The organism is Arcicella sp. GW822-FHT02H01 (genome assembly GCF_058802005.1).
This window is the reverse complement of the sequence record NZ_JBXANT010000005.1, coordinates 80,757-98,992: the sequence shown is the minus strand read 5'-3', so window position 1 is coordinate 98,992 and position 18,236 is coordinate 80,757. Positions and strand designations below refer to the sequence as shown.

At 36.1% G+C, this 18,236-nt stretch carries 16 protein-coding genes; 14 read left to right on the top strand and 2 right to left on the bottom strand.

All coding sequences use genetic code 11. The features are described 5' to 3' along the window. Nucleotides 1–7: 7 nt before the first annotated feature. The gene (locus tag AC1RNE_RS22835; RefSeq protein WP_492804472.1) at nucleotides 8–1,201 is read right to left on the bottom strand and encodes a lanthionine synthetase LanC family protein; all 1,194 of its coding nucleotides are present in this window, start codon (nucleotides 1,199–1,201) and stop codon (nucleotides 8–10) included. Nucleotides 1,202–1,204: 3 nt separating this feature from the next. Continuing rightward, nucleotides 1,205–3,739 carry a TonB-dependent receptor gene (locus AC1RNE_RS22830; RefSeq protein WP_492804470.1) on the bottom strand — a complete coding sequence of 845 codons (2,535 nt, stop codon included), beginning with the start codon at nucleotides 3,737–3,739 and terminating at the stop codon, nucleotides 1,205–1,207. A gap of 344 nt (nucleotides 3,740–4,083) precedes the next feature. Between AC1RNE_RS22830 and AC1RNE_RS22825 the strand changes: the two genes are divergently transcribed. From AC1RNE_RS22825 to AC1RNE_RS22760, 14 genes are all read left to right on the top strand, one after another. Then, a complete protein-coding gene (locus AC1RNE_RS22825) occupies nucleotides 4,084–4,296 on the top strand; it encodes a class I lanthipeptide (RefSeq protein WP_492804469.1) in 213 nt (70 codons plus the stop codon). Between the two features lie 82 nt (nucleotides 4,297–4,378). Continuing rightward, complete coding sequence (locus tag AC1RNE_RS22820; RefSeq protein WP_309917650.1) at nucleotides 4,379–4,573, top strand: class I lanthipeptide; 195 nt, start codon at nucleotides 4,379–4,381, stop codon at nucleotides 4,571–4,573. Between the two features lie 156 nt (nucleotides 4,574–4,729). Next, on the top strand, nucleotides 4,730–4,930 hold the full coding sequence (locus AC1RNE_RS22815) for a class I lanthipeptide (RefSeq protein ID WP_492804467.1): 201 nt from the start codon (nucleotides 4,730–4,732) through the stop codon (nucleotides 4,928–4,930). 56 nt (nucleotides 4,931–4,986) lie between these two features. Beyond that, nucleotides 4,987–5,181 (top strand): class I lanthipeptide, encoded by a 195-nt coding sequence (locus tag AC1RNE_RS22810; RefSeq protein ID WP_492804466.1) that lies wholly within the window; start codon nucleotides 4,987–4,989, stop codon nucleotides 5,179–5,181. Nucleotides 5,182–5,287: 106 nt separating this feature from the next. Next, complete coding sequence (locus AC1RNE_RS22805; protein WP_492804465.1) at nucleotides 5,288–5,485, top strand: class I lanthipeptide; 198 nt, start codon at nucleotides 5,288–5,290, stop codon at nucleotides 5,483–5,485. 248 nt (nucleotides 5,486–5,733) lie between these two features. Then, nucleotides 5,734–8,898 carry a lantibiotic dehydratase gene (locus AC1RNE_RS22800; protein WP_492804463.1) on the top strand — a complete coding sequence of 1,055 codons (3,165 nt, stop codon included), beginning with the start codon at nucleotides 5,734–5,736 and terminating at the stop codon, nucleotides 8,896–8,898. Nucleotides 8,899–8,922: 24 nt separating this feature from the next. Then, nucleotides 8,923–11,349: an alpha/beta hydrolase family protein gene (locus AC1RNE_RS22795; RefSeq protein WP_492804461.1), complete on the top strand. Its 2,427-nt coding sequence runs from the start codon at nucleotides 8,923–8,925 to the stop codon at nucleotides 11,347–11,349. Nucleotides 11,350–11,369: 20 nt separating this feature from the next. After that, entirely contained in the window at nucleotides 11,370–11,564 is a 195-nt protein-coding gene (locus AC1RNE_RS22790) for a hypothetical protein (RefSeq protein WP_323248688.1), read from the top strand. Between the two features lie 30 nt (nucleotides 11,565–11,594). After that, nucleotides 11,595–11,777, top strand: coding sequence for a hypothetical protein (locus tag AC1RNE_RS22785; RefSeq protein WP_323248690.1), 183 nt, complete (start codon nucleotides 11,595–11,597; stop codon nucleotides 11,775–11,777). Nucleotides 11,778–11,804: 27 nt separating this feature from the next. Then, the gene (locus AC1RNE_RS22780; protein ID WP_492804458.1) at nucleotides 11,805–13,007 is read left to right on the top strand and encodes a radical SAM protein; all 1,203 of its coding nucleotides are present in this window, start codon (nucleotides 11,805–11,807) and stop codon (nucleotides 13,005–13,007) included. Nucleotides 13,008–13,020: 13 nt separating this feature from the next. Continuing rightward, nucleotides 13,021–15,339 carry a peptidase domain-containing ABC transporter gene (locus AC1RNE_RS22775; RefSeq protein WP_492804456.1) on the top strand — a complete coding sequence of 773 codons (2,319 nt, stop codon included), beginning with the start codon at nucleotides 13,021–13,023 and terminating at the stop codon, nucleotides 15,337–15,339. A gap of 33 nt (nucleotides 15,340–15,372) precedes the next feature. Beyond that, entirely contained in the window at nucleotides 15,373–16,092 is a 720-nt protein-coding gene (locus AC1RNE_RS22770) for a hypothetical protein (RefSeq protein ID WP_492804454.1), read from the top strand. A gap of 93 nt (nucleotides 16,093–16,185) precedes the next feature. Beyond that, nucleotides 16,186–16,968 (top strand): LytR/AlgR family response regulator transcription factor, encoded by a 783-nt coding sequence (locus AC1RNE_RS22765; RefSeq protein ID WP_492804452.1) that lies wholly within the window; start codon nucleotides 16,186–16,188, stop codon nucleotides 16,966–16,968. Nucleotides 16,969–17,102: 134 nt separating this feature from the next. Further along, entirely contained in the window at nucleotides 17,103–18,215 is a 1,113-nt protein-coding gene (locus tag AC1RNE_RS22760) for a sensor histidine kinase (protein ID WP_492804450.1), read from the top strand. The last annotated feature ends 21 nt before the right edge of the window (nucleotides 18,216–18,236 follow it).

Below are 18,236 nucleotides of genomic sequence, written 5' to 3'. Positions count from 1 at the left end.
GGAGTGTTTAGAGTAACCAAATTAATTTATCCATTTTGGGGGAATCGTCACAGACGGTTTGAATAAAAGCACAACCAATGCCTGCTATTCCTTGTAGAAAACCAACGTTGGTAGCAAGGTACATCCTATTCAAGTGGGGTAAAAAGCCTGCTGTTGAATCCGTAGCATCTTGTCCGTATTCAATGGCTCTTTGTTGCCAATAATGAGCAGTCGCTAGAAAAACGTTATCCCCTGTAAGCCTGAATATCTTATTATAAATCATACCATTACCAGATGCACCATACAATAAGCCAGCATCCCGAACGCCTGTTTGTTCAAGTGAACTTCGCAAGATGGAATTTCTTAAAATGCTGATTGCTTTGGTATAAATAACATCGTTGTTTAATGTTTGACCAACTCTTAGAAGTCCGTAAGATACACCTAAGTCGCCGTAGCATAAACTCAGTCTCGAAACACCATTTGTTTGCCCAACAATATCGTCGAAATAATAACCATGTTGTTCAAATTCTTTTGCTTGGGTCAGTAGGAAATGACTTCCTTTTAACATCATTTCAGCACACAAAGAAGGCAAAATATTATGTTCATACAAATTGGCTAAAAGTGCTAAAATAGCGCCAATTCCGTGACTAATGCCTGTATAAACTACTCCGTTTGCGTCTGTTAACTTAGATTTCCAGAACCAGTTTCCGTCAGCATCAATGTTCTTTTTTTGATAAAGACCATGTACCAACTTTTCAAGATAGGGTATAACTTTATCGGTATTCTCTAAGCGAAAACTATAATAGTTTCCTGCCACTAATGCCCCAGAAAAAGGATCAAAATCTTCTCTTACTATAGCGTGTTGAAGGTGATTAAGAAGGACCTCATCAATACTTTCAAGGATTTCCTCTGCTTCAAAATCAAACCAATTGGCCGTTTGAGTAAACTCTATAAACATACCAAACTCAGCTAAATCCTTTTCAAAGAAATGACCTTCAAATTTTTCGTTCCTTAACTCATCAAAGGCTTTTGAGAATAACTCTTCGGCTTTTTCAGCATAAGTATTGTCGGCTGTTAAATGTCCATAATAAAGATAGAAGAGTGCTATGCCAAGCCTTCCGTTTCCATAACCAAATCCTTTAATTTGATTGTCGTCTAAAGCTAAACATGTGGCGATATCTTCTATTTTTTGCTTTACGGAATATCTTTTTACTGGTTCCATCGCTTAGTCTTTTATATTCACTCGTCCTTGTTCTTCTTGTGTTACAGTGCTTCTTTGGCGAGCAGCTTTTATTTTGTTACTACCAAACTTGTAAGTAAAGGAAGCCCTAACAATTTGGCTTTGCCAGTGGTTAGTACTGCTTGAGGCAAGCCCAGGTAGACGGGAAGTATAATATCCGCGTGCAGTTCTGAATATATCGTCAAAGCCGATTTTCAAAATGGCTTTTTTCTCTAAAAAGCTTTTGCTTAATCCCATATCTGCTTGATATTGAGAGTTCTGAACCATTACACCGTAAGCAAGAGCCGACAGGTAATTGCCTGATAATCTAAATGTCCAGTTATTAGGCAAAGTAAAACTATTGTAGATAGTTGCCATATAATAAGGTTTTGCATTACTAATTTCTTGTCCTGCTAACGTGGTTTTGTATGACCCATAGAATCCACCTGCGTAGGTATCGATGGTCCACCAACTTGTGATACTTTGTGAGGCACTAAAATTTACACCGTAGAAGTTTCCCGAAGCAATGTTTTCCATCCTGTTTAATACAATTCTATTGTCGGCATTTTCTCTTCTCATTACTTCAAGGGGTAAATCAACGGTATTTTCATAGGTAATGCTAGTAGTATAAGTCCCTTTGAAGGTATGGCTTAATTCTACAGCAGTAGTATAAGATGGTTTCAAGTATGGATTGCCTTGTTGGTAACTATAACGATCAGAAATAAAAATAAAAGGGTTTAAATCTTCATAACTTGGGCGACCGATTCTGCGACTGTAAGAAAGCGATAGACTATGGTTATCGTTGATGGCATCCATGATTGAAAAACTAGGGAAAAACTGGGTATAATTTCTATCAACCACAGTATTGGTTGTGATAGAATTACCCGAAGAAATAGTTTGTTCTACCCTTAGGCCTGCTTGAAGCTGATATTTACTGAAAGATGTTGAATAATTTACATAGCCCGCATGGATGCGTTCGCTGTATTTAAAATGATTCGACCGACTAACATCATTTTGCCAAGTTTGGTTAGTATTAATCTCAAATTGGGCATTGTTGTCCGTTACTACATCACTAATTTTAATACCTGTTTCCAGTTTAGCAGTTTGACTTAAAGGATGAATATAGTCTACTTTCCCAGCTATGATATCTACATTGATAGGTAATGTATTACGCAGGAGCAAAGGGCTGTAGATTTCACCTTCATTGCTTTTTAGATAATTATTGATGCTACTGTTGGCCTCTCTCGCGAAAGTAGAATAGTCAAAATCTGCCGAAATTTCCTGACCAGTCTTGGCATCAAAGATATGCTTGAAGTTGGTGTTAAAATTGAGTCTATGATTCTTACTAGTTTCGTCTTGACTATTTAAATTGGTGACTTCCAACGTTTTCCCTTCTTTTAAAATCAAGGTGTTGGCATCGTCATGATCTGTACGGGCCGACATAAAGCCATTGGTCAAAAAGCCTATCGTGGTTTTTTTATTCAAAAACCAATCCATCCCTAATTTGAAACTCTGACTGTTAGATTTATACGTTAGGCGATTCTGATTTTCATGGCGATAGTTAAGGATTTTATCACTACTATCATAATACTCGTCAAAACCAGTATTTTCTGAAAATGAATGATTCGTAGAGGCTGCTAATGAACCATATAAATTGACTTTCTCCGTTCTATTATTCAATACAAGGCTTGTATTGCCTCGTCCGTAATCATTTTCATGATACCAACCGCTATATCCACCACCGATGGAGAACGAGCCGTTTGTGCCTAAAGTTTGCCCTTTTTTAGTAATGATATTGATAATTCCTGAGGTACCTGCAGCATCATATTTAGCAGAGGGATTGGTGATAATTTCAATCTTAGAAATCTCGTCAGCGGGCATACTTTTTAATAATGCGTTAGCATCAGACTGAGATAGATTAGTCATTCTGCCGTCAATCATAATCTTTACGCCAGATCTACCTTTGAGTAAAATATTTTCGTTAGCAGGGTCCAAAAAAATCATCGGTGCTTTTCCTAGCAACTCAAGCGTATTATTACCAGCTGTTAGACCGCTGTTTTCGACATTGAATATCATTTTATCAGATTGTTGTTCGATTAGTGGCTTTTTAGATTTTACTACCACCTCGTTTAACAACTTGCTATCCAGCTTCATTTCAATAGGCGTCAATTTTATGTCTGAGTTATTTTCATCAATATTGAAGGCTACAGCTGTTTGTTGATAACCAATCATAGAGATTGAAACTAAATATTGGTTCAATGGAAGGCTTTCTACATTAAATGCACCATCAGAAGCTGTCACTACTCCTTTTACAAAGGTTGAGTCTTTAGCTTTACAAATTTTAATCGTAGCAAAAGGGATAGGTTGTTTTTTTTCATCTAATAAAATCCCAGATGCTTTGCCAACCCCAACGATAGGGGTAGAAGTAGCCAAGTTTGCTTTTGTAGTATTATATGAAATTTCTGTCTGAGAATACAGTTCATTACAACTCATGAGGGCTATAATGATTAGCCGTTTTGAATACCTGATGTTCCTTTTCATAATCTGTTTTATTTAAGAGTTCCTAATTATCAACCTGTATAGATAAATTTTTCTTTTGTTGATTTTGATACATCAAAGCAAGTAATAGTAGAGCGGTATAAGAATTTTTTTAGACCAATTAGGCTAAGACTTTAGACGAAGAAGAGATTATAGGGAGAAAACAAGACGAAATATGTTTTAGCAACTGACTATTGCCTAAAATGCCTTGATTTATAAAAGATTCGTCGGAATAAATGATGCTTTAGTCGAATTAGTTTTCGATAGCCCATTCAAGTATTCAATTTTGACTCAACGATGTCGACAGTCGTCTTATTTATTTCTAATCTTTTAATTATTCAAACAGCATGAAAAAGAAACAAATTTCAACAGGAAAGAAGTTAAACCTCGACAAAGAAACTCTTTCAAAATTGAGTGATGACCAATTGAACAAAATCGACGGTGGTGTTACTATCGGGAGTTTAACTTGTGGTAAGTCTGAACAAGATGATGATGAAATGTCATGTCTTGCTTGTTCTTGTAACGGAGCTGCCGCACCTGCACAAGCTGCCCAAGCATAGTTTAAAGCATTGTATAAGCAATATCCAGATTATAGGGTATTGCTTATACTGCTAATGTTTCACCCCAAAACGTTCAATCATCATGAAAAAGAAGCAAATCACATTTGAGAGAAAGCTATCGTTAGACAAAAGCATTATTAGTAAGCTTGATGCCACGCAAATGGATGCCCTTGTAGGTGGAAGTGTAAACACTGCTACCTGTGTGGATGCCGTTGCTGAAGAACTCGAAGCAAAATCTTGTAAGGCTTGTTCATGTAACAGTCCTACGAAATATTAAAAAATACCTGAGTATCTAAACAAAATTCGTTTGCTGTTAAGAATAAAACATTGAAAATCAATGCAGTGCATTTGATTTCAACCTTAGGTAACTGTCTAAACCAACACTGTTTGGATACTTTTTTATTGATTCTAACAACATTTAACATTGAAAATCATGAAAAAGAAACAAATAACCTTCGATAAAAAATTATCGCTTGATAAAAGCATCATTGGCAAGCTAGACATTCAACAAATGGATGCGATTGTGGGTGGTAGCGAAAACACTGCCACGTGTGTTTACAAAGAAGCTGCAGAAGACAACGAGTTGGCTGCACAATCTTGTAAGGCTTGTTCTTGTAACGGACCAAAACCATAATACCACTACTGTATATGTAGACTAAATTCTATTTAACTATTTCAAACAAAAAAATCATGAAAAAGAAGCAAATAACTTTTGATAAAAAATTATCTCTTGATAGAGAAATTGTGGGCAAATTAGACGCTCAACAAATGGATGCAATTGCAGGCGGAAGTGTAAACACTGCTACTTGTATCGGGCACCCACCAAAAGAAGCATTGGAAGCTGAGGGTTCAAAATCTTGTGATGCTTGTTCTTGTAATCACTAAAAAAGATTGGTTTTATCTGATAGCTACTATTCGGTAAATATTCAGGATAGTAGCTACTCAAAAGCCACTTAAACATCATTCTTCAATTTTATAAACAAAAATCACTATGAAAAAGAAACAAATAACCTTCGACAAAAAATTATCACTTGATCGTCAAATCGTAAGCAAATTAGATGCTCAGCAAATGGACGCTATCGCAGGCGGAAGTGTAAACACTGCTACTTGTATTCATACACCAAAGCCAAAGGATACTTTTGAAGAGATAAACGAGAGCAAATCTTGTGATGCCTGTTCTTGTAATTAAGCCTTATTCATTATCCGAAAAACCTATTTAACAATGGAATTATAAAATCACGAAGAAGAACCTATTTAAAATAAAAACCTCTAAATATAAAAAAGCCAAACCTTTTGGAGAAGGCCTGGCTTAGAATAACGAATGTTGGTTATCGGCTATCTCGACAATGCCAATAACAGGAGTCGTCTTTCTTTTAATTATTCAAGCGTAATGTTACCTATTTTTCTTATAAAAACAAATTATAAACGCGCAGTATTATGCAGAATTTTGAAGCACACGACTTTTATTTACTCCGAACTCCACTATTGTCGGTAGATAAATTGATGGAATTCAATGATAAAATTATTCATGGGAGCAAGGAAGCCCTTGAAGAAAACCTACGTGAGTTATTCTCAGAGGCTATTCTGCAAGAAGCCATCTATATTGCCTCGCCAGATTTTTATGCTGAATTCAAAAAATGGTTTGATGGTGTAAATCAAAATCCGAGTGACGTTCGTAAAATTCTGTTGTCACTTTACAAATATTATGTGCGCATGAGTACCCGTTGTACGCCCTATGGCTTATTTGCAGGTTGTACGATTGGCGATATTCAAGACTCGACTGATATTCGGTTTGCCGCAAACGCTAAGTTTAGGAAAAGCTCAAGATTAGACATGAATTATGTGGAAGAAGTAGCAAAGTTGATTGTTAATCGTGAAGAGATTCGCCATCAACTTTTGTTCTTCACCAATAGCAGTATCTATCAAGTGGCTGATGCCTATCGTTATGCTGAATGTCGAGTACAACATAAAAAACGTTCTTGTTTCCTAACGTCTGTAGCTTTTTCGGAATACTTGGAGAGCATACTGGAACAAGCAAAAAGTGGGGCTAGATTATCAGATTTAGCACGAAGCATTGTTTCAAGCGAAGTAAATTATCATGAAGCAATTGCCTTTGTAGAAGATATGATTGATGCTCAAATATTAGTAAGTGAATTGGAACCTACCACTACAGGAGATGAATTCTTCGATGTTTTGATGGCCCGTATGGCCACTTTACAAGGCACAGCGGAAATATCGAAGCATCTTCAGGAAATAAAAAAATTATTATTAGTCCAAGATAATTCTGTTACGAAATACCATGAAATCGAAAGAATTATTTCGGATAATTTTGTAAAAACATCTAGCAAGGATTTAATACAGACTGATTTATTTTACGAAACTGTCAATAATTCAATCGGTAAAACTGTAACGAATCAACTATCAAGTTCCCTGGAGAAGTTGTTTTTGTGGACTCGAAAAAATAATGGAGCAGATTTAGAAAGTTTCAAAAAACGTTTTTATGCCCGTTATGAAGAAGAAGAAGTCCCTTTGTTATTGGCACTAGATGGCGAAACTGGGGTAGGGTATGGTGCTGTTTTTGGAGGACAAGCCGACAATGCACCCTTGGTGGATGATTTACGAATTCAGGGAAGAGCAAAGGAACAAACCACTAATTGGGAAGACATTGATAGAATAAAATTTAGCAAATTTTTGCAAGCAAAGCACGAGGGAAGCAATACCATAACGCTTACTGACAAGGATTTTGAGCCTTTTTTAGCCCTAAAAGATAGTATAAAGCTACCTGACAGCTTTTATGCTTTTGGTTCTGTATTGGCTCCATCAGCAGAGGCAATTGATGCAGGAAATTTCAAGTTTTTGATGTCTGTAGCTTCTGGGCCATCGGCTGGAAATCTTTTTGCTCGTTTTTGTCATGGGGATGAAAAAATTACGGCTAAAGTAAAAGAGTGTCTGGAATACGAAGAACAACATAATCCAGATGCCATTTATGCGGAAGTTGTACACCTGCCAGAAGCTAGAATAGGAAATATTTTGATGAGGCCTGCTATTCGGAAATATGAAATTCCGTTCTTGGGCAATGCATCTGTAGAAAAACCATTTCAAATTTCATTAGATGATTTGATGGTGTCAGTGCCTTATGGCAGAAAAGTAGTTTTGCGTTCAAAAAAATTGAATAAGGAAGTAATTCCACGCCTTACTACGGCACATAACTATTCACGAGGTTTAGGGATTTATAAGTTTCTATGTGACTTACAAGGGTATGGGCTAAATAGTACTGTTAGTTGGGACTGGGGAATATTAAATGAACAAACATTTCTACCGCGTGTAGAATATAAAAATATAATCGTTAGCAAGGCTAAATGGAAACTATATGCAGCATTGCATCCAGCATTAGCAGGAAAGAATCTGCCTGATAGAACTTTTTGGAACAACCTGCAAAAAGACCTTAATATTCCTCGCTACGTAGTTTTGACTGAAGGAGATAATGAGCTTTTGATAGATTTTGAGAGTGAAACATCACTACAAATTCTGCATCATAAGATTTTAAAGAAAGGAATGGCTACGTTAAGTGAGTTTCTGTCTAGTCCTGACAATTGTTTTGTTCAAGATCAAAGCGGAAGATATACTAACGAAATGTTGCTCGCCTTCAAAACGCTTCATGTCAAAAAGAGAGAAATGACGCCAAGGCGTATAGATAGTAGCGTTCGAAGAGTTTTTATGCCGGGAAGCGAATGGTTTTATGTTAAAATATATACTGGAACAAAGTCAATAGAGAAAATTTTAACAAAAATTGTTAAACCGCTTTGTGAAGAATTGGTGCATGATGGCGTAATAGACAAATGGTTTTTTCTCAGATTTAAAGATACTGACGAACACCTTCGTTTGAGATTTCATAATGGCAAAAATGCACAATTTTGGCAATATGTCCTTACGCTTTTACATGAAAAACTAGCGCCATATATCGATCAAAAGATAGTAAGCAGTATTCAGATTGATACGTATAAGCGTGAAATTGAACGGTACGGAGATACGACGATTGAACAATGTGAACAGCTTTTCTATCATGATAGCCAAGCCATCGTCAATTTTATAGATTTATTGGATGGAAGCGATGAAGGAGAAAAATACCGCTATTTGTTTGGGTTATACGGCGTAAATGCCCTGTTGGATGATTTTGAATTTAGCCTTACGCAAAAAGCTGAATTACTCAAGAATCTACAAGCGGGTTTCTTTCAAGAATTTAATGGAAACAATGCTTTAAATGTTCAGTTGAACGATAAATATAGGTTTCAAACTTCAGCAATTAACCAGTTGATGAATGGGAATGAATATGATGAAGGAGTAGCGGATGCGATAGCATTTTTTAAAGAACGCTCTGTTGAAAACAGAAAAATTGTAGCAGAAATAAGGGAGATTCAAGCAACGCAAACGGGTGTTATGACTTTTCAGGAGATGTTGCCTAGCCTAATACACATGTATTTGAATCGCTTGTTTATTTCCAAACAACGCCTGCACGAACTAGTAATTTATCATTATTTAGATAAGTATTATAAATCCCAGATTGCTCGGAAAAAACAGCATACTGTATTGATTAATAGCTAATTGTATCACTAAATTGTTAGAACAATGAAAAAGTTAACCTTAATATTTATCACCATCATTAGTACAATGGTTTGTATGGGGCAGGAGAGCGTATATCAGCACCCCCCGCAAGCTATTGAAGATTTATTGTTAGGTAAGATTACCCCAACAGTTAGAACAAACTCTAAGGGGAACGTTTTGCTTATTTTAGAAAACAACGCCTTGCCCACTGTTGCAGAATTGGCGGAGCCTGAAATCAGGGTGGCTGGGATGAGGATTAATCCCAAAAGTAATTCACCAAGCAGGATTCGCTTTGCAACGGCGATTAAAATCCTGTTTATTGATACTAAAGTAGAAGTTGAGGTAAAAAACTTACCTAAAAATCCATTGATTGCTAATATCAAATGGTCACCTGATGAAACAAAATTTGCATTTACCCATAACAGACCCGACGGAGTAGAGCTTTGGTATGTGGATATGCAAACATTGGATGCTCACAGGATTGAAAAAATCACGGTTAATTCAGTGTTTGATTCGCCGTATGAGTGGTTGAATGACAGCAAAAATATTATGGTCCTGACGGTTCCTTCAAGGATGGACCCACCGACAAAACTGAACATTGTGAAAGGGCCAGTGGTACAAGAAAGCAACGGACAAAAAAATGCTTCGCGTACTTATCAAGATTTACTAAAAAGCCCATACGACCAAGCAGTATTTGATTATTATGGTGAATCTCAGATTGTTAAGACAGACCTAGTAAAGGGAAAGATATTGAAAATAGGAAGGGTAGCTGTTTATAAAAACATCAGCGTATCACCCGATGGCACTTGCCTAATGACCAAAAAAGTGCAACGTCCGTACTCTTATACGTTACCGATGTACAGATTCCCTGAGAAAGTAGATATATGGCTTACGAAAGACGGCAGTTTTTTGAAAACTATCGCAGATATTCCTTTGCAAGAAAATATTCCTATCGGGTATGATGCTGTAACAGAGCTACCCAGAGGTCATGCTTGGCGACCAGACGTGAAGGCTTCGTTGTGGTGGTTGGAAGCGCAGGATGGGGGAGACCCAAAACGAGTAACAGATGTCAGGGATAAAATGTATTCGTGGAATTATCCTTTTGAGGGTAATCCTGATGAAGTGTTGACATCAAAATACAGGGTTAGTTATATGTCGTGGGGTAACGAAAAATTTGCGATGACCTCGGAATATTGGAACACTACTCGTCGATACATTAGTCGAGTGATTGATCCATCTCTTAAAAAAGAACCTCGTCTTTTGTATGATATTTCTGCGGAAGATATTTATAATCAACCTGGTAATCCAGAAGTACTGCGAAATAAATTTGGCAAATTCACAATGGCCATCTCAGACAATGATGAGATGTTGACCTTCGGAGCAGGAGCAACGCCAGAAGGAAACAGACCATTTATTGATCAGGTAAACTTAGCGACTGGTGAAACCAAAAGACTATGGCAATGCGATAAAAATCATTATGAATATGCCATTTCTGTGTTGAATAGAGACAAAATGCAATTTCTTACTAGACGAGAATCCCTTACTGAAAACCCTAATTATTACATCCGAGATTTGTCGACAGATTCATCTTTTATTACACCATTAACCAACTTTGAACATCCATATCCACAGCTTAAAAATGTACAAAAAAAGGTATTAAAATATAAACGTTCCGACGGTATAGATTTGACTGCTGAACTTTATTTACCTGCTGACTATACGCCTGCACGTGGGCCTCTGCCTACGCTTATGTGGGCTTATCCCGAGGAATATAAATCCAAGGAGGGAGCAAGTCAGCAAAATATTTCGTCTAATGAATTTGTCAGATTACCCATTCTTTCACCTATCTATTTTGTTACGCAGGGGTACGCCGTATTGGACAATGTGAAAATTCCCATCATAGGCGAAGAAGGCAAAGAAGCAAACGATACTTTTATCGAGCAGATTACGGCAAGTGCCAAGGCTGCCATTAACGAAGGAGTACGTTTAGGAGTAGTAGACTCCAGTAAAGTTGCTATTGGTGGGCATTCATATGGAGCTTTTATGACAGCTAATCTATTAACGCATACCAACTTATTCAAAGCAGGTTTTGCTTGTAGTGGTGCTTATAACAGAACGCTTACTCCTTTTGGTTTTCAGACAGAGGAACGCAATTATTGGCAAAGTCCTGCGATGTATAATACTATCTCGCCCTTCCAAAATGCCAATAAAATGAAGCACGCACTATTGCTTTTTCATGGTGATGCTGATAATAATCCAGGGACATTCACCCTACAAAGTGAACGATATTTTTTAGCCTTGAAAGGGCTAGGAGCGACCACAAGATATGTTAATCTGCCCCATGAATCACATGGTTATCGTGGTAAAGAGAACCTTCTTCAAGTGTATGCAGAAATCAATAACTGGTTTCAAAAATATGTAGTAAAAAACGAATTTTCAATTAATAAATAACCGTTTAAACAGGAAATATTATGAGACAAACAGTTGGAAACCTAATAGAGAAGATTCTTAACAGACCGAAAAATGCAGAACCGATTGAGTTCTTGACCGATGAGATGTCGCTACAAGTGCGGGGTGGAGACCGAGAATATACTCCGATGTACGATGATAAATCCAAGGATATTGATTGGGGAAGAGCAGCAATCTTACTCGATAATTTAAAATAAATTATTCACCAAGTTAAATAATATCATACCATGGCAAAGAAAAAATTCTTCATCAAAAAAGATGAAAAAGATGCTAAAAAGAAAGCATTAGAGCATTTTAATACCGAAGAGAATCAGATTATCTCTGAGGATGTTTTAGGTGGGTTTCGCCAATATGGAGGTAAAAACCCAGACCCTACAGAGCCACCACCACCAGCTCCACCAGCAGAATAGTAATTTTTATTAACGTATCAGTTAGTCATGAGAGAGAAATCAATTTGCAAAGTGTTGATTATGAGGGTTGCAAGTCGTTGCAACCTGAATTGTACCTATTGTTATATGTACAATGTGGGAGATGAGTCTTTCAAAAGTCAACCTAAATTCATGAGTATTGATACTGTTGATAAAGTTATTGAGCAAGTCGCATTGCATTGTGAAACAAATAATTTAAAGTCGTTTGAATTTATATTTCATGGTGGCGAGCCTATGCTTATTTCAAAGGAGTTTTATAGATACTTTGTGGAGCAGGCAAAAGACAGGCTTCCGAGTAAAACCAAACTTCTTTTTGCTATTCAAACCAATGGAATATTATTATCCGAAGAATGGTGTAAAGTATTTAGCGAGCTAAAAATTGAGTTAGGTATCAGCATTGATGGTTATCAAGAGAGCCATGATAAGTATAGATTAAACCACCATGGTGGGGGCTCATTTCGGTCAGTCATGCAAGGGTTTAAAATTGCCTCTGAATCGGCTTATCTTCGGAAGACACCAGGGGTTTTGTCAGTCATTAATATTCAGTCAGATGCAGAAAAATTCTTTTATTTTTTGAAAGAATATAAGATTCAATTAATCGATTTTTTATTACCTGACTGCTCTTATGAAAAACTTCCTTTGGGCTACGAGGATGGTATAAACGATAGGACACTGTATGCAGATTGGTTAATTATTCTTTTTGATTATTGGTTTACAGATAAAACCAATAATCCACAGATTATCTTTTTTGAACAACTCGTAAAAATCATCATTGGCATTGATGAGGGCTTTGAATACATTGGAAATAGAAAAGCCGAATTTTTAACCATTGAAACCGATGGTTCTATTGAAGTAACAGGCTCTTTTAAAGTTTGTGGTGATGGCTTTACCAAAAAGGGATATAACATTCATACGAATACGTTAGATGAATCTTTGGAGGATGACCTTGCACAAAGATATATCAATGGCCACGAAAACCTATGTTCAAAATGCCAAGCTTGTCCGATTGTGGAAGTTTGTGGGGGAGGGTTCGTCGCTCATCGCTATAGCAAACATAATGATTTTGATAACCCTTCAGTATACTGTTTGGATTTAATGAAATTGATTACTCATGTTCAGAACAAAGTACTTGATTACCTGCCTAGTGAATTAGTAGAGGAGAACGAGCTTACTTATCTGTCATTTGAAGAATTAAAGCATAATAACATTTAAAAAACTTGAACTTATGATAGCCAGCAGCAAATATAAATTTTATCGTCAGCTCGACTATATGGACTGCGGACCTACTTGCCTCAAGATGATATCAGCTTATTATGGTGTTGATTATCCGCTTGATTTCCTGAGAGCCAACTCTTTTATTACACGCCAAGGAGTGAGTCTCTTAGGAATTAGTGAGGCAGCCGAAAAAATTGGTTTCAAAACCCTCGGAGCTAAACTTTCTTACGAGCAATTGTTTGACGAAGTACCCAAGCCTTGCATCCTTCACTGGAATCAAGAGCATTTTGTAGTACTTTATGATATGAAACGCCCTAATTTTAAATTACCCTTTTCTAAAAATAATTCGGATAGGATTTTATTAGGAGACCCTGCCCATGGCTTGGTGTGGCTTGATAAGGAAAACTTTATGAAATCGTGGGTGAGTACCTCCGATAATAAAGGTGTGAGCTTATTATTAGAACCTACTAACCAATTCTACGAAACTGCTGAGGAAAAACAAAAAGAGTCGATGGGGTTTAAATTCTTGTTTCAATACATGACTCCCTACAAAAAATACTTGGTTCAAATTATCCTTGGAATGCTGTTCGGCAGTTTACTGTCAATGATTTTCCCATTCTTGACACAAAGTATGGTGGATTATGGTATTCAGCGACAAAATCATCAATTTATAAAACTGATATTAATTTCTCAACTACTTCTCTTTCTAGGGGGTATGGCGGTTGATATGATTCGAAATTGGATTTTGTTACACATCAATGCTCGCATGAGTGTGTCTATTATTTCCAATTTTTTATTGAAACTAATGCGATTACCCATTAGTTATTTTGAATCAAAAAATACGGGAGATATTTCTCAGCGGATTAATGACCACCATAGGATAGAGTCTTTCTTGACGGGTTCAACCCTTCAGACATTATTCTCATTCATCAACCTAATCATTTTCTCGATAATATTAGGGATTTATAGTACCGCCATATTAGTTGTCTTTGCGGCAGGTAGTGTTGCTTCAATCATTTGGGTAGTGCTTTTTTTAGAAAAACGCAAAGATTTAGACTATAAACGCTTTCAGAGTTTAAGAGAAAACCAGAATAGTATCTATGAATTGATTACGGGTATGCAGGAAATTAAATTGAATAACTGCGAAAAAGCACGTAGGTGGGAATGGGAAAGAATACAAGCTAAACTATTCAAAATCAATATCAAAAGCTTGTCCCTTGAACAGTATCAAGAAGTAGGTTCAACGTTTTTGACACAGCTCAAAAATATCATTATCTCATATATGGTGGCATCAGAAGTGATGAATAACCATATTACTCTAGGGGTAATGCTGAGTATTTCTTATATCATTGGGCAGTTGAATGCACCCCTTACGCAAATCATTAAATTTATGAGAAGCGTTCAGGATGCCCAAATAAGTTTGGACCGATTGGCAGAAATCCATAATCGCCCAGATGAAGAGGCCGACGAAGAGCAATTAATGGGTAAAGTGTTTTCAAGCGAACTAGATGATAGTTATGAAGACCAAACGTATTTTATAGAAGAAATTAGCGAAGGCAAAATCCTAAATGGAATGATTAACGCCCGAAAAGGGATTACCCTTGAAGATGTTTCATTCAGATATGGTAGTTCGCAAAGTCCATTGATTCTCAAAAACCTTAATTTACATATTCCAGCGGGGAAAGTAACTGCTATCGTTGGCGCAAGTGGTAGTGGAAAGACTACCCTGTTGAAGTTATTATTGAAGTTTTATCCCCCTAATGATGGCAAAATCTTAGTAAATGGCAATGATTTGAACGATTTATCGGCACGTGAATGGAGAAAAAAATGTGGGACTGTTATGCAAGATGGCTATATTTTTTCAGATACCATCACCCGAAACATTGCAGTGGATGGGGAAAAAATTGATGAGAAGAAATTGATAAATGCAGTCAGAGTGGCTAATATTCAAGACTATTTACGCAAACTTCCTTTGGGTTTTACCACCAAAATTGGCAGTACTGGTTCAGGGCTTAGTGGGGGACAAAAACAACGTATTTTCATCGCTAGGGCTGTCTATAAAAATCCCACTTATTTATTTTTTGATGAAGCCACCAGTGCCTTAGATGCTAATAATGAAAATATTATCATGGAAAATCTAGAAAAATTCTTTCATGGTAGAACCGTCGTCGTAATTGCTCATAGACTAAGTACCGTAAAAAATGCCGACCAGATAATTGTGATGGAAAATGGCGAAATCAGAGAAAAAGGTACTCATGTACAACTAGCCTCACAAAAGGGGTATTATTATGAGTTAGTCAAAAATCAATTAGACCTAGAAACAGCATAGCAATAATATTTATCATAAAACTATTCATTAACCATGCCAGAGCAAAGTAGCAGTTTCGAACTCAGGAGCGAAGAGATTCAAGAAATTATTGGTCTTGTTCCACATTGGATTGTTAGATGGGGTATTACTGTCTTATTCTCAATCCTGTTTGTATTCATCCTTACTTCATATTGGGTCAGTTATCCAGATGTTGCTCAGGCAAATGCCCTGATAACGACAACGATACAACCTAAAAAAGTATCATGGATGGCAACGCCACCTTTGGAATATAAATTGACTGTTGTTGATTCGCAGATTGTTAAAAAAGGGGATACCTTGTTCATTGAAAACAATGTACAGACCAATGAAAAATTTTATGAAGTATCTACTGTAGCAGGACGAGTGATCATATTAAGGGCTACTGACAATAATCCTAATAAGTCAACCATCATAGTAACGCCAGCGATGTCTAGTTATCGTGTTCAACTATCGCTACCCATAAAAGGAGTAGGGCAGATTAAGGTAGGGCAACGGGTACAAATAAAATTAGACCCTTATCCTGTTAATGAATTTGGCTATTTAGAAGGAAAAATAACCGCCGTAGTTCCATATGCAATTGATAATAATTATAGGGCATCAGTTGAACTAACGAACGGGATGAATACCACAAATGGCAAAAAAATACCACTTCAATATTACCTTATCGGAACAGCAGAAGTGATGCTGGATGAAAAAAGTTTATTGAGCCGTTTTACTGGAGGAAATTTTAATTGATAACAAGATGACACGCGCATTCTCAATTAATAAAGTATTTTTTGCATTTAACACCTATTATTGTTATATTTGATTATTATTCTATAAATAGTTATGCAAAATTTATTAACCTGTTTAATTGTTGATGACGAGCTCTTGGCACAAGAACTCATTGAAAAATTTGTAAATAGAATCCCCTATTTACAATGTGTAGGAAAGTGTTTTACAGCAATGGATGCACTTGTGATGATTAATGAAAAAAAGCCAGATATTATTTTTTTAGACATTAATATGCCAGAAATGACTGGACTAGAATTTTTAAAATCACTTACCAATACTCGCCCACAAATTATTATTACTACAGCTTACTCTTACCATGCAATAGAAGGTTATGAACACGATGTGGCTGATTTCTTATTAAAACCTTTTCCATTTGATAGATTCTTGAAGGCAATCAATAAGATTCAACAACGGATGATTGATAAGAAAAACAATGCCCCTATTGCTACTGAGCCCAAAGAAACCATTGTCTCTTTGGAAGGAAAAGATATCAATAAAGAAGAGTCGGAAGAAGAAACATACCTTTTAGTAAAACAAGACAAAAAGCTCGTAAAAATTTATCCTCATGAAATTATTTTCATTGAAGGCATGAAGGATTATCTGAAGATACATACCAAAACAAAGTTTATCGTCATATACATGACGATGACGCGTATTGAACAACTATTACCAAAATCAAAATTTTTACGCATCAATCGTTCTTTTATCATTTCGTTAGCAGCTATGAAAAGTATTGAAGGCAATATGATTGAAATGTCCAACGATAGAAAACTAGATATTGGGAGTAGTTATCGGGAGAGTCTGAAAGAATACTTTAAAAGTAAAACCTTGATTTAGCAAAAGGTTTATGATAACTTGGTATTTATCAAGAAAACATTTGACGGTCGATTTTATTAATACAAGCCAGAAGATTATTTTTCTCAACTTGTATTGACGAAATCGACTTGTTTATTTTATATCCATTATACAAGATGAATAAAAGTTTTTTAGACAAGGCAAAAATATATTTTTCAATCTATTCTCCCTCGGCACGTATTTGGACTCATGTAATATTTTGGGCTATCACTGCCCTTATTCTCTCTAGCTTTGGGTTTAATCTTGCTGGATGGGAATATCCTAAAGCAGCCTTAGTACATACTTTTTTCTTGGTTGTTAAATCAATGTTTGCTTATTATATAATTGCCTATTTGTTACTACCCCTTGTTATGAAAGGGAATAGTTGGTTTCTTTTTTTAATAGGAATAGGCATTATGTTTTTTCTAGATTCGGTAATTTCCTATTATATGTTTGAAACCGTTAGTAACAATTTTGATACTTCGCCTTATTATCAACGATATGCCAAAACAATTAATGAAGGTGGATTAATGGGCTCAATCCTTTTCTCTAAATTATTTTTTATTCATATATACAATGAAACATTACCCATCTTGCCCCCACTAATTGTAAAATTCGTAAAAATAATTATTGCTTCTCGTAACAAAACGATTTCCCTACAGCGAGATAACCTTAATCTTGAATTAAACTTCCTAAAATCGCAAGTTAATCCACATTTCCTTTTTAATGTACTTAATAGCATATACTCCCTTATCGTTGAAAAGGACGAGACCGCCGCTAATATTATAGTGAGGTTGTCTGGACTAATGCGCTACACACTTTATGAAACGGAAAGCGAAAAAGTATCTTTAAAGCGAGAGGTAGAATTTATTCAACAATATACCGAGTTAGAGCGAATTCGTTTTCAAAGCAGGGTAAATATCACACTTACGATGGATGATGATTTTGGTAATTATCAAGTTCCCCCACTGATTTTTATTTCTTTTGTAGAAAATGCGTTCAAACACGGCGTGAGTAATACAGGCAAGGCTTCTTGGGTGAAAATTGATTTTAGAATAAAAAAATCGACTGTTATCCTTTGTGTTGAAAATAGTAAACCCACTCATATCATGCATGAAGAAGTACAAGGTGGAATAGGGCTATTTAATGTCAAAAAAAGACTGGAATTACTTTACCCAGACAAGTATAAACTATTAATTGAAAATAAAAAACAAACTTTTTTTGTCGAGTTACAACTAGAGTTGGTCTAGTTTATCTTCCAGTAATACCTA

What these genes read in the sequence shown, in the direction of transcription:
- AC1RNE_RS22835 (WP_492804472.1), bottom strand. Translation starts at nt 1,201, where the DNA reads ATGGAACCAGTAAAAAGATATTCCGTAAAGCAAAAAATAGAAGATATC.
- AC1RNE_RS22830 (WP_492804470.1), bottom strand. Translation starts at nt 3,739, where the DNA reads ATGAAAAGGAACATCAGGTATTCAAAACGGCTAATCATTATAGCCCTC.
- AC1RNE_RS22825 (WP_492804469.1), top strand. Translation starts at nt 4,084, where the DNA reads ATGAAAAAGAAACAAATTTCAACAGGAAAGAAGTTAAACCTCGACAAA.
- AC1RNE_RS22820 (WP_309917650.1), top strand. Translation starts at nt 4,379, where the DNA reads ATGAAAAAGAAGCAAATCACATTTGAGAGAAAGCTATCGTTAGACAAA.
- AC1RNE_RS22815 (WP_492804467.1), top strand. Translation starts at nt 4,730, where the DNA reads ATGAAAAAGAAACAAATAACCTTCGATAAAAAATTATCGCTTGATAAA.
- AC1RNE_RS22810 (WP_492804466.1), top strand. Translation starts at nt 4,987, where the DNA reads ATGAAAAAGAAGCAAATAACTTTTGATAAAAAATTATCTCTTGATAGA.
- AC1RNE_RS22805 (WP_492804465.1), top strand. Translation starts at nt 5,288, where the DNA reads ATGAAAAAGAAACAAATAACCTTCGACAAAAAATTATCACTTGATCGT.
- AC1RNE_RS22800 (WP_492804463.1), top strand. Translation starts at nt 5,734, where the DNA reads ATGCAGAATTTTGAAGCACACGACTTTTATTTACTCCGAACTCCACTA.
- AC1RNE_RS22795 (WP_492804461.1), top strand. Translation starts at nt 8,923, where the DNA reads ATGAAAAAGTTAACCTTAATATTTATCACCATCATTAGTACAATGGTT.
- AC1RNE_RS22790 (WP_323248688.1), top strand. Translation starts at nt 11,370, where the DNA reads ATGAGACAAACAGTTGGAAACCTAATAGAGAAGATTCTTAACAGACCG.
- AC1RNE_RS22785 (WP_323248690.1), top strand. Translation starts at nt 11,595, where the DNA reads ATGGCAAAGAAAAAATTCTTCATCAAAAAAGATGAAAAAGATGCTAAA.
- AC1RNE_RS22780 (WP_492804458.1), top strand. Translation starts at nt 11,805, where the DNA reads ATGAGAGAGAAATCAATTTGCAAAGTGTTGATTATGAGGGTTGCAAGT.
- AC1RNE_RS22775 (WP_492804456.1), top strand. Translation starts at nt 13,021, where the DNA reads ATGATAGCCAGCAGCAAATATAAATTTTATCGTCAGCTCGACTATATG.
- AC1RNE_RS22770 (WP_492804454.1), top strand. Translation starts at nt 15,373, where the DNA reads ATGCCAGAGCAAAGTAGCAGTTTCGAACTCAGGAGCGAAGAGATTCAA.
- AC1RNE_RS22765 (WP_492804452.1), top strand. Translation starts at nt 16,186, where the DNA reads ATGCAAAATTTATTAACCTGTTTAATTGTTGATGACGAGCTCTTGGCA.
- AC1RNE_RS22760 (WP_492804450.1), top strand. Translation starts at nt 17,103, where the DNA reads ATGAATAAAAGTTTTTTAGACAAGGCAAAAATATATTTTTCAATCTAT.